Here is a 19237-nt window from a genome sequence, read left to right on the forward strand (position 1 = left end):
GCGATTTTTGCTGGACTATTTTACGTTATGATGGCAAAAATCAATCTATTTGTTTAAGATGTTGTCCTCTAAGACAGATGATTTATCACCATATACTTTCGTAATATGATTTTCTCCCCAAACACATAAAGAATCCAAAATACTTTTCATACTCCAGCCATATTCGCTAAGCTCATATTCCACTTTTGGGGGAATTTCATTATAAATAATCCGGTTAATAATTCCATCCTGTTCTAATTCACGTAATTGTTGAGTTAACATTTTCTGTGTGATGGCAGGCATAAGGCGTTTTAATTCACTTGTTCGTTTCTTACCATGTGTTAAATGACAAAGGATTACACACTTCCATTTCCCACCTATAACCTCAAGTGTAGCTTCAACCGAAATATTATACTTTTTAGTAGACATACTTAACCTCCTACTCAAAATTATAGGAACTAAAAAGTACCTATATTACTTTCAGGTGCTTATATAACTTTAAAGTGCGTACTTACTTTTATAAAACACACTCCATATAATACATCTTGCGGGCATTTTCTACCAGAGTTTTTGCAGTTCATGTCCTAGAAAAATTTCACATCACTAGAAAGGAGGAAGGACCATGGAAAATAAAAAAAGTACATGGGCACTTTTAGCTTTAGCAGTAAGTGCATTTGCAATTGGAACCACAGAATTTATAAGTGTTGGTTTATTACCCCTCATTGCAAATGACATGCATATTTCTGTTACAACAGCGGGGTTAACAGTTTCCTTTTATGCATTAGGGGTAACTTTTGGAGCACCCATTCTGACACCTTTAACATCGAGCATATCTCGAAAAGCTTTGTTGCTTTGGATTATGGTCGTCTTTATTGTTGGAAATAGTATCGCGGCAAGTGCAACGAGTTTTACAGTGTTGATAGTTGCGCGTGTAATCACAGCTTTTTCACATGGAGTATTCATGTCTGTGGGTTCAACCATTGCTGCTGATGTAGTTCCTGATAATCGTAGAGCTAGTGCCATTTCCATTATGTTTTCAGGGCTAACTATAGCAATCGTGACTGGAGTACCTTTTGGTACTTTTATTGGTCAACAATTTGGATGGAGAGAAGCCTTCATTGCAATTGTCATTATTGGAATCATTGCATTTATCGCAAATTGTATTATGGTTCCATCTAATCTGCCAAAAGGTACTCGTACATCATTACGCATGCAATTCAAACCCATTACCAATGGTCGTTTACTACTTGTTTTTATTATTACAGCACTAGGTTATGGAGGTACATTTGTTGTTTTTACGTATTTATCTCCTCTACTTCAGCAAATTACACATATTAAAGAAGGTACTATTGCCATTATTTTACTTGTGTATGGAGTAGCTATAGCAATTGGTAATATCATTGGTGGAAAGATATCGAATAAGAAACCTATTGTTGCATTATTTTATATGTTTATCATACAAGCCATTGTGCTTTTTATTTTAACATTTACAGCACCGTTTAAAGTTGCGGCATTAGTAACCATCTTGCTTATGGGACTCTTTCATTTTATGAACGTACCTGGCCTTCAAGTATATGTCGTAATATTGGCGGAACGCTTTGTTCCAAAAGCAGTTGATGTAGCATCCGCAATCAATATTGCAGCTTTCAACGCTGGAATAACACTAGGTTCATACCTTGGGGGTGTGATTACTGATTCCATTGGACTTATCCATACTGCTTGGATTGGCGCAGTAATGGTTCTTGGAGCTGTGATCCTTACTAGTTGGAGCATGGCTTTAGAGAAAAAAGATCAAAAAAATGCAAATGTAGCATGAAACGATTATGGGGGTGAAAAATATGAGTACTTCAAGTATGGGTGAAATAAGAAAAAGAATTTTAATAGAGGAGGAAACACTTCAATTTTCCTCTTTTACAAATGAAGATGCCTTTCAATTAGGTTTATTAATGGTTGAAACAGCAAAGCACGAGGGGAAATCGATTGCTGTTGATATAACAAAAAATGGAGTGCAATTATTTCATTTCAAGATGACAGGTACGACTGAGGAAAATACCAAATGGATTGAGCGGAAAAAACGGGTCGTTTCTTTGCATAATCATAGCTCGTATTATATGCAGATACAAAGTGAGTTAAGTGGAATCCCACATCATGAAGAATACCGTTTAGATGCCACGGAATACGCGGCGTTTGGTGGAGCATTTCCCATCCAAATAAAAAACGTAGGGGCTATTGGGATGATAACAGTATCAGGATTAACCCCTGAAGAAGATCATGAATTGGTTATTAGAGCAGTTAAAAATTATTTAAATAATCAGTTTTAGAAGAGGATGCTATGCCATTAATCGAGCTAAATACTTAACGGGAGCCGATAAAGACTTTCTTTCCAAAAGTCGGACATTTTAAAAACGCACGCATTCGAAAAAAATTCAAATAGATAATAATGGAGGTAATTTTAATGGTTAAAAATTTACAGGATACAACTACATTGCATAACGGGGTAAAAATGCCTTGGTTTGGAATAGGAGTATTTAAAGTAGAAGAGGGACCTGAGTTAGTTAATGCGGTAAAAGCAGCTATTAAGAATGGTTATCGTAGTGTTGATACTGCAGCTATCTATGGAAATGAAGAAGGAGTCGGACAAGGCATCCGTGAAGGAATTCAAGAAGCAGGAATTGCAAGAGAAGATTTGTTTGTGACTTCAAAAGTTTGGAATGCTGATTTAGGATATGAGTCTACAATAGCAGCATATGAAACAAGCTTAAAAAAACTTGGATTAGACTATCTAGATTTGTATCTAATCCATTGGCCAGTAGAAGGTAAATATAAAGATGCTTGGAGAGCATTAGAGACTCTTTATAAAGCAGGAAAAATAAAAGCCATTGGGGTAAGTAATTTCCAAACACATCACCTTGAAGAATTGATGAAAGATGCTGAGATTAAACCGATGGTGAATCAAGTAGAGTACCATCCACGTTTGACTCAAAAGAAAGTTCAATCTTTCTGCCAAGAACATGGTATTCAACTAGAAGCATGGTCACCATTAATGCAAGGACAATTATTAGATAATGAAGTTCTAACTGAAATTGCTAATAAGTATAACAAGTCCGTTACTCAAGTCATTTTACGTTGGGACTTACAAAACGGTGTTGTAACCATTCCAAAATCAACAAAAGAACATCGAATCATTGAAAATGCAAATGTATTTGACTTTGAGTTAACCATAGAAGATATGAAACGAATTGATGGCTTGAATCAGAATCATCGAGTCGGTCCTGACCCGGATAATTTTGATTTTTAGTGAAACTACTTAAATAAACTTATCAAATTAAATATTAGCAACATATCTTTGGGGGACCACCAGCAAAACAAAAGGGACAGGCAAAAGCTGACCTAGAACACGAAAAATTATTTGGAGTTGATAAGGAATGAGCAATAAGTTATTTTCACCTTTTGAACTGAAATCTTTAAAATTGAAGAACCGAGCTGTTATGGCTCCAATGTGCCAATACTCAGTAACTGAAAAGGACGGGAAGCCTAACGAGTGGCATTATGTTCATTACGTCAGCCGAGCTATCGGGGGGACTGGTCTAATCATAATGGAAATGACTGATATAGATCCTGATGGAAGAATTACGGATTATGACCTTGGTTTATGGTCAGATGACCAAATTCCAGCCTTCTCAAGAATTATTGACCAGGTCCATGCCTATGGTACAAAAATAGGCATACAGATTGCCCATGCCGGACGAAAAGCAGAGGATGCTGCCAATCCTGTTGCCCCCTCTGCGATAAAATTTCCGGATGAAGGCTATAAAACTCCACGTGCTTTATCAACTAAGGAAGTAAAGGATATGGTTCAGCTGTTTGCTGATACGGCAAGAAGGGCAGTGAAAGCGGGAGTGGACATGATTGAAATTCATGCTGCTCACGGGTATTTGATCCATCAGTTCCAATCACCGCTTACGAATAAACGTGATGATCAATACGGGCAGGATCTTTCCCTTTTTGGGAAGGAGGTTATCCAAGCTGTAAAAAAAGAAATGCCATCTGACATGCTCTTATCTGTCCGTATCACAGCAGTAGAATACGCTGATGGAGGCTATGATTTAGATCATGCAGTTATGCTAAGTAAAGCCTATAAAGAAGCAGGTGCTGATATTCTCCATGTTAGTAGCGGTGGTGAAGGTATTCCAGGTGAAAGAAAGCCAGGAAACTACCCAGGCTACCAGGTTCCATTTGCCCGTAAGATTCGTGAGGAGGTTAGCATTCCGGTAATTGCAGTAGGAATGCTCGAGAAACCTTCTGTAGCGGAGGCAGTGATTGGGAATGGAGATGCAGACTTGGTTGCAATTGCCCGCGGAATGCTAGTGGATCCATACTGGTCTACCCATGCAGCTATTGAATTACGGAGCAAGCAGTTAAATGTACCGAAACAATATGAACGTGGTTATCATATAAAATAACGCTGTTTATTGCGTGGTCAACTTTTTCATAAAGTCTTGGATCATTAAATATGTGAGTTTTGAATAATAACAATAAGAAGGCTATAGCTTTGTAATCTATAGCCTTTTTTATTTGGCCCAATTTAATTAACCAATCAAGGGACGAGTTGACACGGTTTGTGAGGATAAATGGTCAGTCAATTTGTACCTAATGTCAGGAAACGCACAGTCTATAGTATATAGTGGTTTCCCATATCCATTAGCTATTTTATAACTATAAGGAATGCCACCAATACTTAAAGTAACGGGTGCAAGAGTTAAAGATTGGGAAGGCTGTGGCGATCCCCTTTTTTATTGCACTAAACCAGCTAATAGTTTGTCAATATTTTTCAATAAAAACTTAAAATATCTCATGTTATACTAAAAATGTGCATGCTAAATAACCTTCCGTTATTCTGATTTTGGAAGGTTTTGTTTTATTTAGTTAGATTTAGGCTCTAAGCTATATCTTGGAAAGTTGTTCTGTTCTTTAAAAGGGCAAATATCCAATGTAAGAGTTTATTTACACTAGCGATTACAGCTACTTTAAAAGGTTTTCCTTCGTCACGTTTCTTATCATAGAACTCTCGTAATTTCTTATTACGAGGAATGATTTCGTCGCTCGTTTTGCTCTTACGACAGTCACGTATTGCACAACGAACTGCCATATATAAGGCGTGACGAAGCCTGCTTGACCCTCTTTTAGTGATTCGGTTTTTGGTGGCTGTAAATTTACCAGATTCAAATACACTGGGGTCAACCCCAGCGAAAGCTACCAGCTTTTTAGGATCGGTAAATCGATCTATCTCCCCAATTTCTGAAATGATCGTTGCAGCGATCTTTTCTCCGATACCAGGGATAGATTTGATAAGATTATATTCTTCAACTTCTTTAGCCAGTGCATCTATCTCAGATTCTAACTTGGATAGGTGCTCTTTGTATTGAAGAATGATGTTTATATACATCCCAAGACTTAAAATATGACTCTGATAAACCGTCTTTTCAAACGGATTTCGGTTTGCAGCAGCTTTGAGTTGGATAGCTTTTTCATTAGCCCATCTGTATGAACGACTTTTACATAATTGAGCGATTTTGTCAGCTATGGTTTCAACACTTGCCTCTAATATATCTTCAGTTGAGGGAAACTCTGAAAGAGTTAACAGTGATACTACTGAATATAAGTCGCCAAAAACCCCTCTATATTCAGGAAAGACCTGGTCTAGAATGGCTTGAAATTGTAGCTTTGTTTGGATCAATACCCCAGTAATATTCTCGTGCTGTCTGGTGAGATCTCGAAGGTTTAAAAGCTGCACACCACGCTTCTTATACGGCTCTAAATCCTCTTTATAAAACAGCTCGCAGAGATGGTAAGCATACTGCATCTGTCTTTACTTTTCGAAGACTTGAACTTTTAGCTTTATAAGAGATTAATGGATTAACGATTATTAATAAAAATCCACGGTCCTCCAAGTATTGAACAACTGGGGAATGGTAATGTTCCGTTGCTTCTAGGACGATAGGTGGTTTCTTACCGGTCTCTCTCTTTACGATCTCCAGAAACTCTACAAGTAAATCTAGACCTTCTATAGTATGAGAAACTTTAAAACCCTTACGATATGGTTTGCCTTTATCTAAAAATGCCTGAACCTGACTTTCTCCTTTTGAAACATCCAGACCAATGACTGGATTCATTTTAAAATCCTCCTCCTAAACTAGTAATTTGCCAGTACCCCTAATTCCTCCATGCAGTGTCATAGCTTCGCTTGTTATACAAGATCGAGGTCCCAACCAGCCTCAATCATGTTTCTACAAGTAGTGGGCGAACCGCTTAGCTGACGGGGTCAAAGCCCCACGGGAAGGTTAGTGAAAGAAGGAATACTTCATTCGATGTTGAATTTTTAATATTACAGAAAAAATTAGTCAGTTATGGTGGTGTTTGTTTGATTAAATTAATTAAGCAAGAAGAAAACGAAACTATTTATTGGGAGGTTTGGCAAGACGGTAGAACCTTAACCATCCATTACGGAACTGTCGGGGATACTGGAGAAACAGAAGATTTGAAATTGCCGATGTTTCAAAGGGCAGAAAAAGTAATGGATGAACTAGCAGAAGAAAAAGTTAACGAAGGTTTTGAGTATCTAGAAGAGGACGAATTAATTGAGATAGTGGTTCAATATAGCTATAAAGATGATGAAATGCAAACAGCACTGAAACTTAGGCACTCTGTTGAAGACCTTATGAATGAATGTCTAGGTTGGACAGGTAATGGTTCGTGTGATGGCGGTGATATTGGCAGCGGTACAGCTAATATTTTCAACTATGTTGTAGATGTAGGAAAGGCTACAAGAACAATAATAGAGGAACTTAAAAATAACAATTTACTACAGGGTGCAAAAATTGCTTATTTAAATCCTGATGATGAAATATATATTGTTTTATATCCTGATGGAGAAGAGTTTGACCTTATTTAATAGGCGTTGAGAAATCTTTACGCTCTTTTTGGTGCTAATTATAGTGTAAATCGAATCCTAAAGCCTGTAGCCGAGTGGAGTGTAGGGGCTATTGAAGCTCCCTACCCCCATTAAAACATAATTGGAGATTGTGAAGGATTGTTCTTACGATAACGGGTGCAATAGTTCAAGATCGAAGAATGAATTACATAAAAACCCGCTAGATTCTAGCGGGCATTTTTGTATTAACGGAAAGATCCACCGAATTGTTGTTCAGCCATTCTTACTAATCGTTTTGTTATTTCGCCACCAACAGAACCATTAGCTCTTGAAGATGTATCGGCTCCAAGCTGCACACCAAATTCTTGTGCAATTTCATACTTCATTTGTTCAAGTGCTTGCTCTACTCCTGAAACTAAAAGCTGATTGTTATTGTTGCTTCGTGCCATAATATATCATCTCCTATTTTGTAATTGTTTTACATTATTAGTTTGGAAATAGATAGTTTTAATTATTCCTATCATAAAGTTGGTAAGTTTTGGGTTCAGTAAGAAGAATTTTCTTAAATTATAAAACATTTTCATAACAATCCAACAGTTGCTGGGACGATTTCCTTTGTTATTGAGCTAACGAAGCAGGTTAGTTCAACAAAGAAATTTTTGATAAAATTTACTAAGGAGGATTTATTGGGGGGTATATTTATGATATTGGTAAGTTCTTGCTTAGCGGGGCTGAAGGTGAGATATAACAGTACACACAGTTTAAATAATGGAATAGCTAAACTTGTAGAAGAAAATAAAGCTATTACAATATGTCCAGAATTACTCGGAGGATTTTCAACTCCCAGAGAACCTGCTGAAATAATAGGTGGAAACGGAGAAGATGTACTTGATGGAAAGGCTAAAGTAATTGAAAAGTCAGGAAAAGATGTCACGGACATTTACATAAAAGGTGCTTACGCTACTCTAAATAAAGCTAAAGAAATAAATGCGACCGTAGTAGTTCTAAAGGAATATAGCCCATCCTGTGGCAGTTCAATGATTTATAACGGTGAATTCATTGGTAAAAAACTTCAGGGGATGGGGGTTACTTCTGCTTTATTAAAAAGAAATGGATTAAAGGTAATTTCAGAAGAAAAATTTGCTGAAACCTTTCTTTAACTAAAATTAGCATAGATTGTTTGTCCACACCTAAATAAGAAAATGTTACTTCTATTTTCAAAAGAAAGTTTGTGAAACAATGTACTTAAAGTAACGGGGCTTGAATTCAAAAGGGAGCATTAAGTTAATGGAAAAGCAACCAAAGGAAGGGTTCGTATAATTATTTATGCTGTTGAATAAAAATTCATTATATGTTAATATAACAATAGTTTAAATTCTTCTGAGTTTAGACCTCCTAAATGGACTTAGCCTAGACCACTAAGTTCAACTTTGACCTTTGATTTTATAGATCAAAGGTATTTTTTTGTTTGGATATTGTTGTAAATTGGACTCTTTCTACATAATTTTAATTTAAATTGAATATAGTTTTGTGAAATTTTGTACTTAAACTAACAGGCAGGTTACTTGAAGAAGGAAATGTTTAATTTGTTAATGAAATTATAATAATGAAAGATTTATTGATGAAGGAGTTTAAATTCTTGGAAAATCAATCACAATCAGTCCCATTTTAAACAAATAATGTTCTTCAGCACCCATGTATGAACGGTAGAACTTCCATCATCTGTGATGCTGTGTCAGTAGCGAGGGTGCTAACGGAGACGATAGTGAAATGGGCAGTCAGGAGTTGTTGAGCAAGATCGAACTTATTATGTACCTAATCATTAGTGAACGACTAGGTTGAGGAGTGTGGCTATTGCCAATTATAAAATTATCCATGTTTATTAAAGCACCTATTCAAGTGTGTTTTGATTTGTCGCGCAGCATTGATATTCATATGGAATCGACTGCTTATACAAACGAAAGAGCAGTTAAAGGTCGTACAAGCGGGTTGATCGAACTAGGAGAAACCGTGACTTGGGAGGCTACACATTTTGGGATTCGCCAGCAGTTAACATCAATTATTACTGAGTTTGATCCGCCTAATAGTTTCGTAGACGAGATGGTTAGCGGTGTTTTTAAAAGGTTTAGGCATGAACATACATTTGAATTAGTAGACGATGGGACGTTGATGAAGGATAAATTCGATTATACCTCACCTTTTGGACCACTTGGCAGGTTGGCAGACGTGATGTTTTTACGATCATATATGGAACGTTTACTTTTGCGAAGGAACGAATATATAAAAAGTAATGCCGAAAAATGAAAAGTGATACCGAATATAGGGTATTACGCTCCATTGAAGAACGATAGAACTTCCATCATCTTGTTGCTGCGTCAGCAGCATTGGTGGCTAAAGGGGACTAGAACTCAAGAATGATCACCTGTCGGTATTTTTTTCTTATTCGACTAAAGGGGCAGGTTAGTCTAAGTACAGGGTTTCACAATTTTACCCTTTTTTCAAAGGTAACTGTCAACTTATATATGGTAAAATAAAGAAAAAACAGGTGGGAGGAATTGAATAAATGGAGTAATTCCTGCAATAGTTACTCTTTTACCGTTATTAATCCTAGCATTTGTTTTAAGGTGGGTTCGTCAAATCAAAATTAATAGCGATATTCAATTTGAACAAATTAAACAAATTATCTCTATTTTGCGAAAAAATGAAAAGATAAGTTAATTATTTAAAGCTATCGGGTTGCGTTTCTACAATTGGTGGAGACGCATTTTCTTATTGAAGTAACGGGGCAGAATAATTGAATTAAGATTTGGTGACCCAGCAAAACCAGTTTTTAAAAAAAGGCTGAGCCTCTTGAAGGATCGTATATAGATTGTCTGGTAAATCGACTTGTGAAACATTTCTACTTAAAATGGATAAGTTAAAGCTGGCGCAACAACCAGAAAAAGGATTAATCTCCCATGAGTGCTACCCCTAAAGGGTGCGCAAGTCGGTGGTACACCGTGGTCGTTGGAGTCAGACTAACGGATGGGCTCAAAGGCACCATAGTTCAAAGACCTTCTTCGCCAGCATTAAAACAGTATAGACTGCATGATCTATTTTCATTCTCTGTGGTGCAGCGACGATTTTGCGCTGCATGGATGGCTAACGGGTAGCGATTGTTCAATAAGAACAGTCGCTTTTCTTGTTCCGCTAAAGAAGCAGGTTAGTGCAAGAAGGGATAAGAGGTGAAAGAGGAGAATATGCTATGTAGGAATAGTTATTAAGGAGCTGTTTGTATGCTTCATATGAATGTATTCAAAAAATTTAAAACCTCTTATCAAATTAAATTTTCGAATGACTATCGTTTTTTATGCCATACAATGGGCAGTAAAACAATAATTTATGATACAAGTTCTTGGAAAAAAATAAAGGAGCTTAGTAAACCTAATAATCCTGGATATATTCATTTCTCAGATAATGATGATTATTTATATATAAAAAACACAATCGGTACTGTAAGTGTGTATGAAACGGTTGGATTTCAGTTAATCAAAACCATTAAATCGAATAAAAAATATCAACTTGTTGAAGCTGACTTTGCTTTAACCAATACTTCATTCATTATCCTTGATACACTGAAAACGAAAGACGGACATCAACTGGCATTAATCAACATTGAGAAGGGTGAGTTTAGAGTACTAACTCAATTTAAAGATTCAATTACTCTTATTTATTTTAATCACTTTATCCAGGCTGAAAGTGCCTATTTATTTACTCTGAGTTATGAAAATAACGATGATTATAGAGTTCATAAAATTGTAAAAGTGAAAGAACCAATAAAAAATGAGTCAATAGAGGTGATAGAGAACTCAGAAATTTGGTATTGGGATTCCATCATTTTTAACACTATTCATAACGTATATATTGTGGTTCAAAGTTATGACATAGTTATACTTGATAGAAAGTTTAAGGGAATTATAAAGAAAGTTAACTTGTCAGATAAAGATTCTCCTGACTTTGGTTATTTTCAACACATTCACCTGTCAAATAATGGGGAGTATATTATCATTACTTATAGCGATACAGTTTTAATTTTACGATACTCTGACTTACAAATCATTTTAGTTGAAAAAATCCAATATGCTTGTTTCGCAGAATTTAGCACCGATAACCGATCTATTCTTATAGGAACGTGGGAGAATGGTTACATTCTTGAAAACACCTTATGTTAGTGTCTTCGGAGAGATGAAGGTCACCGTTCTTCTCTTTCTAATAAGTATTGTGAAATTATTCACTTAAAGTAACGGGTGCTTTACTAAAAAATAAGGACCATTATTGAAGTGATTTCGTATTTTTCAATATTCTGCAATCGGGTGCCTTCTTGAATAAAAAATTGTTTTCTTTTATTACGTATAAAATTATATATAATTTGTAAACTAAATTTATCCACATTAAGATTAAGGAATCGATGATATGATCCAAGATAAGGTGTTAGTAGTTGGTTTATTAGGTGTTCTGTCAACAATACCAGGAGAGATTATTTCGAGGATATTTGTTTATTTTGGCATTGGTAAGTATGGTATTTATGAATTAGCAAGTCTTATTATTACATTTAACAGACCTGTATTTACCATAGGAATAATTGTAGATTTTTTAGTTGGCAGTGTTTTTGCAATCTTACTTTACTTTATATTTGAAAAGTTGGGTTCATGCCATTTAATTATTAAAACTACTTTGTGCAGTTTACTGTCCTGGTTAGTATGTGAACTTTTATTCACATCGACAGTAGAAGGTAAGTATATCCCTATTAGACCCATAAATGATTATTATTCCCATATTTTGAGTGCCATGATTTTTGGTATTACATTAGGACTGTTGCTAAAAAAATTTGTTTTCACGAAATTAAATTCCTGATAAGTTTAATCCTTTTAAAATCTCCTCAAGTATTACTTTAAGAAGTCGTCTTTTTGATATGTACCGGTATCTAAAATAACCTGTTTTAACTAGTAAACCCCTTCAACAGTTGAAGGGGTATTTACATACTATTTTTTTTCGATGATAACGAATAAAACACCTATGAAAATTAGGGAAGAGCCAATCCAAAATGTTACACCTATGTTCTCTCCTAATATGAGCCATCCAAGTAATGTTCCTACCACAGGTTGAAAGAAGAAAAAGATTCCTCCACTGGAGGCGTTAAGCATCTGTAAACCACGATTCCAAAGTAGGAATCCACATGCAGTTGAGATAATGCCTAAATACAAGACTCCTCCCCATATAGTTGGGTGAGTTAGTTGAGAGATATTAATTGCTTGTAACCGTGGCAAAACAAATGGCGTTAATACGATTAAGGCTACCAAAATGGAATAGGTGGTTACCACAATTTGTGAATAATCACTTGGCAGCCGCTTTACGAGGACAGACATGAGTGCCCATGTTAAAGCAGCAATAACTAGTGCAATACCTCCAAGTTTACTGGACATATTCACATCACCAATGCCAACTATGAGAAGCACTCCAATTGTCGCTAAACAAACAGAGATACTCTTTTTTAACGTAAACCGTTCATTAAGGATTAAGCGTGCAAAAATCACCATAAATGCCGGTGTTGAAGAAGTGATTATGGCACCCATTTGTGCAGTAGATAGCATGGTCCCCGTTTCCTGAGCGACAATTGAAATGGCATTACCAATGATTCCAATGGCGATGATGATCAAGACATAACGTTTCTCAATTCGCCATTTTTGTCTTGTAATAAACCCGATTATTAGAAGTGCGACAATCGCTACTAAATATCGCATCCACACAAGTTCCAATGGAGGTATGACCGATACGACCACTTTCACAACAACGTACATTCCGCCCCAAATACTTGAAGCTAGGATTAAATATAATGAACCTAAAAAGGTGTTTTTCATTTTTTGTTCCCTCCGTATTATGATTAGGTTGAGAATGCCCCTAACGGAGAGAGGTAGTCACCTTCACTCTATTAAGAGCAGAAGTGTGCTACTGGTACATCATTTTCAAATAATGGAGTCCAATACATGTTGATTCACCTCAAGTCAAATTAATCTACAATGATCTTTTTTAAATTATAGCAAAAAATAGTAAACTTTTGAGTTAAATAATGGTATGTTTTTGTCGTATAGATTGTATGTATGTCTCAATAAGATGAAATATAGAAAGGATAGAGCGTTTTGAACAAGTTTACGAGTTTACTTATTAGTTTCATATTAATTCTAATTACAGGCTGCAGTGCAAATAATTTTGAAATCAAGCTATCTACTCCCAAATCATTTACACCCGATCAAGCTACTCCCATTCAAATGAAGATTTTAGATCGGGAAGGTAACCCCGTCGAAGGTGCGAAGGTAAGCGCAGATTTGGATATGCAAGGGATGAGTCATGGAGATATTTCGATGAAAATGAAGGAAACAAGAAAGGGTGTGTATGTTGGACAAGCTGAATTCGAAATGGAAGGGGATTATACGGCTACCATAAAAATAGACCACAAAGGTGAAAAGTGGCTGGGTGAAAAAAGATTTTCAATTGTCTACAAGAAGGTCCAATAGTTTTTGCAAAACTTTTAACAAAATTAATCCCCATCACCCCAATGGTATTGTTATAATGATTTCAAGAAGGGGGTGCTACACGTTGGAGAATCCTTCGAGATTGTCTGGTACTTCTGCCACTCATGCAAAGCCTACTATGGAAACGGCGATACTTTGCGTGGGGCAAAACTAAATTAATATCATATCGCCTATTTCATCACCTGGCTTTGCACCTTATTTAATCGATTCATAAATAAGGAGCTGGCAGTCTTGAAATATGTAAATGCAAGCAACATTTTACCTGATAATCTTATTAAAGAAATTCAAAAATATGTACAAGGGGAAACGATTTATATCCCGAAACCTGAAACGACTTTTCGTAAATGGGGTACCCTTAGCGGTGGTCGAAAGATCCTTGATCAGCGCAATTCTAATATAAAAAGCGCCTTTATGAGCGGAACAAGTATTCAGGATTTAGCAGATGAATATTTCCTTTCAATTGAAACCATCAAAAAAATAGTCTACACAAAGCACGGGTGATTTTGTCCGTGCTTTTTTATGTAAAGAATATTTCTAAGTTGAATTTTACATATTCCCATTCAGCATTATTCTTTAAAATAAATGGAAGGAGGGGAAACATATGTCCGAAAAGTATATTAAAAATGCGGAATTTAATTTCATTCAAAATCAGGTAGCCCTGATTAAAGATAGCTATAAAAAGAATGCGGCCCCAAATGTAATCCAGGCTGTAAAGGATTTAGCGAACATGAAAATCATCGAACTATTTCCAAATGCATCGAACGAGCAAAAGGTGATGTTAGATCTATCTGCGCTTAAAACCGACCAGGAATATGACAAATACATGAAGAAGCTTCAGGACTATCTGTTACCATTTCCAAAGATTTCCGAGGCACAATTGAAAAAAATGTTTCCCAAAAATAAAAAATTAAAGCTTCCTGACTTAGACAAAATGAATCTAGATCTGCTGTCTTATTTAAGTTGGGTAGATATCAGCACAAATAAGAAGTTTATTGTGTTTGAGGTAGAGGAGAAGCTGGTTGGAATAGAATGCAAATACACCTTGTTTCCTAAGGATAATATCTGTTCCTTCTGTAATCGATTTGGCCAGGTTGCCTTTATCTCCACCGTTACTAAAGCGAAAAAGGCAAAAAACCCTGATTACTATAAAGCGATCGGAAATTATATCTGCTTTGAAAGCTCAGAATGTAACAAGAAAATAACCAATGTCGATTATTTAACCACTTTCTTGAAAGAATCGTTGGGAGAAAAAACTGTCCAGTAAGGTAAAACCTTCCTTTATATTTAAGGGGCTGCACATATCTGTTCTGGGATCAGGTGAAGCAGCCGAGCTGATAAATAGACGGAGAAATTCCGCCTATTTTCTTGAAAAATTCAAAAATGGAGGATTTTGCTTTGCAAAAGCGGAAATCCTCCCCTTATTTTCCCCGAAACGAGCTCCAATCTGAATTTAACCGGAAAATCTCCGCTTAATATACTTTTGCTGGTTATTCGTTTAAGGACGAGATAAATCTGCACTTCAAGTTTTCAAAAAGAAGTTACAATTAATCAGAAAAAATTGTTTCATTTACTTGGCGGTCACAACTCTACACAAATTTGAGAAACCGACCTCAGTTAAGCATGATTTTTAAGGAAAGTTACGAGTTACGTAATTTGAACATAAGGCTGGCTAGAATGGTTGTTGTACGAAACAACTCATTCAGCCAGCCTTTTTAGATTGTAAATTTGCAAATCCGTTGCTTTCTTAGAACACTTTCCCCACGATTACCCAGAAAATTGTAACCGCTTCCCCTAATTTTATTTGTTTACCATTAAGCAAGGTTCAGGGTATAATAAAATTTATTAATTTAGGATACCGAAATAAATGTAAAAAATACGATTTATATAGAAAGGCGATGGAAATTGAATAAACCTACTGGAAAGAAACGAATACAGCTTGCCATCCTCTTAGGATCACTTGGACTGTTAGGGCCTTTTACAATTGATACGTATTTACCGTCTTTTCCAACGATTGTAAAAGATTTTGATACGACGGCTTCACTTGTACAAATTAGTTTAACCTCCTGTTTATTAGGCCTCGGACTAGGGCAATTAGTAATTGGTCCGATGAGTGATGTGAAAGGGCGCAGGCAACCCTTGCTCATCTTTATCACCCTGTACTTACTGGCGTCTATCACATGTGCGTTAGCGCCAAATATCTATTTCCTTATCATTGCTCGTCTAGTCCAGGGCTTTGCTGCTGCTGGAGGACTTGTGATTTCAAAAGCGATTGTCAGAGATCTTTTTAGTGGAAAGGAACTGACCAAGTTCTTTACGCTGATGGTGTTAGTGGGGAACCTCGGGCCAATCGCAGCCCCGATTGTTGGAGGCGGAATTCTCACGTTTACCAATTGGCATGGGGTTTTTGTTGCTTTGGCCTGTATTGGTGCGGTGCTGCTCTTCACTGTTACACTCAAATTAGAAGAAACTCTCCCAGAAGAAAACCGTGTTCCAAGTAATTTGCCACAAATCATGAGCAATTTTGGTTCATTATTCAGAGATCGAACATTTATGGGATACGCACTCACTCAAGCCTTTACTACCGCAGGTATCTTTGCCTATGTATCTGGGATTCCGTTTGTTTATCAGAATATTTATCATGTCACACCGCAGCAATTTAGTTTATTATTCGGGACCAATGGAATAGCATTAATTATAGGAAGTCAGCTGGTTGGCCGCTTAGCAGACATCATTTCGGAGCGGACCTTCTTAAAAATAGGGTTAGTCATCGCTAATATAGCAGGTGCCGTTTTACTCATCGCTTTACTTTTAAACGCACCACTTTTCGCCGTTGTCATTCCGATTTTCTTTTTTATATCTTCCATTAGTATGATTGGCACCACGTCATTTACTTTAGCGATTGAAACGCAAGGTCATATTGCGGGAAGTGCCTCTGCATTATTAGGTGTATTGCCATTTGTACTTGGCTCGTTAAGTGCTCCACTAGTTGGAATAGCAGGGGCGTATACAGGTGTTCCTATGGGTGTCATCATCTTGGGCTCAAGTATTCTGGCTTTCCTTTCTTACTTTGTGTTGGTACGAAAATCTTCGCTAGGGATCCAATTATCCGAAGACCAATACTCAGTCAAGAAACCAAGTATCTAAAGATATAAATTAAAAAGAGAACACATTTCGTTAATGAGCGAATGTGTTCTCTTTTATTGATTCACTATTAATCTTAATAGAACATTTAGTATTATTCTAATGATTTTTGTGCTCCACATTTTCTTTACCGCTTACATTTATTATTATTTTTCTTTATCGTGCTCATCATCCATTATCCCTTTTGTTGATTGTTTAAATTCTTTAAGAGTAGAACCCAAAGCACGACCTAGCTCTGGCAGTTTTTTTGGGCCAAAAACAATTAATGCAATCACAAATATTAATACTCCACCACTGAACCCTATATTTCCCATTCGTTATTCCTCCCAGTTATTTTACGAAAAAAGCCGTAAAATACATGATTAATATCCCAAGTGTAAACCCAGTAAAATTCATCCAAGATACAACTGGTTCATTATTAATTTTGTGCTCATCGAACAGCATTTTGGAAATAACGAATATTACCTGTAAAATGGCACCTGCACCAATTCCTAAAAATACTGCACCCCAGATTGGTGAAAATATAAAGCCTCCGAACCAGGTTCCTAATATAGCAGGTGCACCAGCAATCGCTCCTAATAAAACAAATGTACGAATTTTTGGTGTACTCTTTAATAATGGAGCAGCAATTCCAATCCCCTCCGTAATATTATGCAGAGTAAATCCAATCACTAAAAATGTACCCAATGCAGCTTCGCCAAGTGCAAAAGAGGAGCCAATAGCCAACCCTTCACCAAAATTATGAAGGCCGATCCCTGATGCCATCAATAATGAAATTCCTAATGGTGAGTAACCTGATCGTTTTTGTCTTTGATGTTGATATTGATCAAATCCAACCAGTAAAAGAAATGAAATAACTGTACAAATAATTACCACCATGTTGCCCTGGAATACAGACGGAGCTTCAGCTCCAATTTCGAATCCATCCAATAACGTACCAAAAAATAAGAATAAGAGAAGTCCTACTGTAAGAGCTAGAACTGCATTAATCCATCTTTTTTTCAATCGTTTCATAAATGGATACCACAATAATCCGAGAGTAATGGGTACAATCCCAACATAAAAACCAATAAATCCGTAATTCAACACATTATCCCATGAAAATTCTGGAGTTAACGTTGCTGCCTCAATAGTAGCTTCTGTTATGATTCCATTTTCAGATATTAATAGAATTGTATGAGGATCACCTTCAACCCATGGATAATTGATCGTTACCTTACCATCCTCAAACCTTTTAAGTGTTGTATCAGGAGTGATTGAGAAATTCCAAACCGAATCATCCACAATCACTTGGGAAATCTTCAATGCTTTTGGGCCAGTATTGCTTACATCGAGCTCGAATCCTGATGGTACAATTTTAATTTGTTCAACATTTAGCACTTCAATTGGTGCAGCAGGATCTCGTTCTACTCCAGCTCCATTTCTAAATACCCATCCCAAAACAAGTATTAAAAGAACAAGTGGGATGAGACCAGTAATCAACCATTTAGATTTCATCATTTTCACTCCTTTCTATTCAGCCTCAAAGAATCCCATCCAGCCAAGCTCGGCAAATTCACTAACATGAGCGTGAAACATATATTTTCCCTTATAAGGAAACCGAACCTCAATGATTCCACGTTCCCCTTGACACTGAATGATGGTATCTGTAAATTGTGAAGGGTTGTCGTTTCGACCTGTTGGGATATAGGTGAAATAGTTGGCATGTAAATGAAAGGAGTTTAGTAAGTCAAACTCGGTAAAATTGCTTAAATAGATGCGGACAAGCTCATCCTTCTTGATTTTTATAGGATGATTCATAAAGGCAAAAGCGTACCCATTAACCGTATAAAATTCGTTTGCACCATCTAAATCTAAATCAAACGCATTCATGACCATATTTAATTCTAATGCTGGGTTTCTTGGGGTTTTTGGATCAATAATAAAATTTCCATATAACCCTTTATGAATATGTCGGGCTAAGGGTAGGACATGGCAATGATAAAGTTGTAAGCCATAGGGCTTGGCTTCAAATTCATACGTAAATGATTGACCTGGAGCAATAGGGGCTAATCCATCCATTTCAGGTGGGTGAATGCCATGAAAATGAATCGAGTGCGGGTGACTTCCTTGGTTAATAAAATGAAATCGTAGGAGATCCCCCTCCGTACAACGGAATGTTGGTCCTGGAATCGTTCCATTATAGGTCCAGCCAGGGAACTTAATCCCCTTTGCGATTTCTATTTCTTTATCAACTGCAACTATTTGGTACTCACGTAGAGTACGACCGTCTAATTGTTTGGTAGTTTTTCCATAATCAAACTCGGTTAAGAGACGTTCCGCCATCATATATCCTTCTGTTTTTGAAGAATCATACATATGGGTGTGATTTGCAGAATGACTATTGTGACTTGTTTTATGATCTTCTGCATGTGCCACACTGGAATATGGTGTAACTTTATTTAAAAAAATACTTCCTGCTATCCCTAATGCTCCGGTCGTTCCCATTTTTAAAATATCTCTTCGAGAAATATTATTTTTCGACATGTTTTTACCCCCTCCTAAAAAGTTTCCTCAAAGCAACTTTATTGTCCTTGTCAATACTGTAGGTTACGGACATTCATCTTGTCAATACAGA

Annotated in this window: 19 protein-coding genes and 1 pseudogene; 13 read left to right on the forward strand and 7 right to left on the reverse strand. The window is 36.5% G+C overall.

Annotated features, from left to right (window positions below):
• Nucleotides 1-45: 45 nt before the first annotated feature.
• Complete coding sequence (locus QNH17_RS15075) at nt 46-408, reverse strand: winged helix-turn-helix transcriptional regulator (protein WP_283873219.1); 363 nt, start codon at nt 406-408, stop codon at nt 46-48.
• A 193-nt stretch (nt 409-601) separates the two neighbouring features.
• Here QNH17_RS15075 and QNH17_RS15080 point away from each other — a divergent pair, with 193 nt between their 5' ends.
• The 4 genes from QNH17_RS15080 (at nt 602) to QNH17_RS15095 (ending at nt 4442) form a co-directional block, all read left to right on the forward strand.
• On the forward strand, nt 602-1795 hold the full coding sequence (locus tag QNH17_RS15080) for an MFS transporter (protein WP_283873220.1): 1194 nt from the start codon (nt 602-604) through the stop codon (nt 1793-1795).
• Nucleotides 1796-1817: 22 nt separating this feature from the next.
• Nucleotides 1818-2300 carry a heme-degrading domain-containing protein gene (locus tag QNH17_RS15085; protein ID WP_283873221.1) on the forward strand — a complete coding sequence of 161 codons (483 nt, stop codon included), beginning with the start codon at nt 1818-1820 and terminating at the stop codon, nt 2298-2300.
• Between the two features lie 134 nt (nt 2301-2434).
• Entirely contained in the window at nt 2435-3277 is an 843-nt protein-coding gene (locus tag QNH17_RS15090) for an aldo/keto reductase (RefSeq protein WP_283873222.1), read from the forward strand.
• Nucleotides 3278-3404: 127 nt separating this feature from the next.
• Entirely contained in the window at nt 3405-4442 is a 1038-nt protein-coding gene (locus QNH17_RS15095; protein WP_283873223.1) for an NADH:flavin oxidoreductase/NADH oxidase, read from the forward strand.
• Nucleotides 4443-4918: 476 nt separating this feature from the next.
• Here the strand turns inward: QNH17_RS15095 and QNH17_RS15100 are convergent.
• Nucleotides 4919-6152, reverse strand: a pseudogene (locus QNH17_RS15100) (IS110 family RNA-guided transposase).
• A gap of 248 nt (nt 6153-6400) precedes the next feature.
• Here QNH17_RS15100 and QNH17_RS15105 point away from each other — a divergent pair.
• Nucleotides 6401-6931, forward strand: a complete 531-nt coding sequence (locus QNH17_RS15105) for a WGR domain-containing protein (RefSeq protein ID WP_283873224.1) — start codon at nt 6401-6403, stop codon at nt 6929-6931.
• 224 nt (nt 6932-7155) lie between these two features.
• Here the strand turns inward: QNH17_RS15105 and QNH17_RS15110 are convergent, their stop codons facing one another.
• Nucleotides 7156-7359 carry an alpha/beta-type small acid-soluble spore protein gene (locus QNH17_RS15110; protein ID WP_283873226.1) on the reverse strand — a complete coding sequence of 68 codons (204 nt, stop codon included), beginning with the start codon at nt 7357-7359 and terminating at the stop codon, nt 7156-7158.
• 252 nt (nt 7360-7611) lie between these two features.
• Here QNH17_RS15110 and QNH17_RS15115 point away from each other — a divergent pair, with 252 nt between their 5' ends.
• From QNH17_RS15115 to QNH17_RS15130, 4 genes are all read left to right on the forward strand, one after another.
• A complete protein-coding gene (locus tag QNH17_RS15115; protein WP_283873228.1) occupies nt 7612-8070 on the forward strand; it encodes a 2-thiouracil desulfurase family protein in 459 nt (152 codons plus the stop codon).
• A gap of 715 nt (nt 8071-8785) precedes the next feature.
• Nucleotides 8786-9214, forward strand: coding sequence for an SRPBCC family protein (locus QNH17_RS15120; RefSeq protein ID WP_481858626.1), 429 nt, complete (start codon nt 8786-8788; stop codon nt 9212-9214).
• A 971-nt stretch (nt 9215-10185) separates the two neighbouring features.
• Nucleotides 10186-11121 carry a YncE family protein gene (locus QNH17_RS15125; protein ID WP_283873232.1) on the forward strand — a complete coding sequence of 312 codons (936 nt, stop codon included), beginning with the start codon at nt 10186-10188 and terminating at the stop codon, nt 11119-11121.
• Nucleotides 11122-11362: 241 nt separating this feature from the next.
• Nucleotides 11363-11803, forward strand: coding sequence for a hypothetical protein (locus QNH17_RS15130; protein WP_283873233.1), 441 nt, complete (start codon nt 11363-11365; stop codon nt 11801-11803).
• A 128-nt stretch (nt 11804-11931) separates the two neighbouring features.
• Here QNH17_RS15130 and QNH17_RS15135 read toward each other — a convergent pair whose 3' ends face one another.
• A complete protein-coding gene (locus tag QNH17_RS15135; RefSeq protein WP_283873235.1) occupies nt 11932-12807 on the reverse strand; it encodes a DMT family transporter in 876 nt (291 codons plus the stop codon).
• A gap of 279 nt (nt 12808-13086) precedes the next feature.
• Here QNH17_RS15135 and QNH17_RS15140 point away from each other — a divergent pair, with 279 nt between their 5' ends.
• The 4 genes from QNH17_RS15140 to QNH17_RS15155 all read left to right on the forward strand — a co-directional run bounded on the left by QNH17_RS15140 (nt 13087) and on the right by QNH17_RS15155 (nt 16623).
• Nucleotides 13087-13461 carry a FixH family protein gene (locus tag QNH17_RS15140; protein WP_283873237.1) on the forward strand — a complete coding sequence of 125 codons (375 nt, stop codon included), beginning with the start codon at nt 13087-13089 and terminating at the stop codon, nt 13459-13461.
• A gap of 249 nt (nt 13462-13710) precedes the next feature.
• The gene (locus QNH17_RS15145; RefSeq protein WP_098574720.1) at nt 13711-13980 is read left to right on the forward strand and encodes a CD3324 family protein; all 270 of its coding nucleotides are present in this window, start codon (nt 13711-13713) and stop codon (nt 13978-13980) included.
• A gap of 100 nt (nt 13981-14080) precedes the next feature.
• The gene (locus QNH17_RS15150) at nt 14081-14743 is read left to right on the forward strand and encodes a FusB/FusC family EF-G-binding protein (protein WP_283873239.1); all 663 of its coding nucleotides are present in this window, start codon (nt 14081-14083) and stop codon (nt 14741-14743) included.
• A gap of 638 nt (nt 14744-15381) precedes the next feature.
• The gene (locus QNH17_RS15155; protein WP_283873240.1) at nt 15382-16623 is read left to right on the forward strand and encodes a Bcr/CflA family multidrug efflux MFS transporter; all 1242 of its coding nucleotides are present in this window, start codon (nt 15382-15384) and stop codon (nt 16621-16623) included.
• Between the two features lie 143 nt (nt 16624-16766).
• Here the strand turns inward: QNH17_RS15155 and QNH17_RS15160 are convergent, their stop codons facing one another.
• Genes QNH17_RS15160 through QNH17_RS15170 form a run of 3 tightly spaced genes read right to left on the reverse strand, consistent with a single transcriptional unit; the run spans nt 16767 to nt 19146 of the window.
• Nucleotides 16767-16934 carry a twin-arginine translocase TatA/TatE family subunit gene (locus QNH17_RS15160; protein WP_283873241.1) on the reverse strand — a complete coding sequence of 56 codons (168 nt, stop codon included), beginning with the start codon at nt 16932-16934 and terminating at the stop codon, nt 16767-16769.
• Between the two features lie 16 nt (nt 16935-16950).
• A complete protein-coding gene (locus QNH17_RS15165) occupies nt 16951-18117 on the reverse strand; it encodes a ZIP family metal transporter (protein WP_283873242.1) in 1167 nt (388 codons plus the stop codon).
• Nucleotides 18118-18132: 15 nt separating this feature from the next.
• Nucleotides 18133-19146, reverse strand: coding sequence for a multicopper oxidase domain-containing protein (locus QNH17_RS15170; protein WP_283873244.1), 1014 nt, complete (start codon nt 19144-19146; stop codon nt 18133-18135).
• Nucleotides 19147-19237: the final 91 nt, after the last annotated feature.

Origin of the sequence: Neobacillus sp. SuZ13, from assembly GCF_030123365.1 — a bacterium.
Taxonomy (GTDB): Bacteria; Bacillota; Bacilli; order Bacillales; family Cytobacillaceae; genus Neobacillus.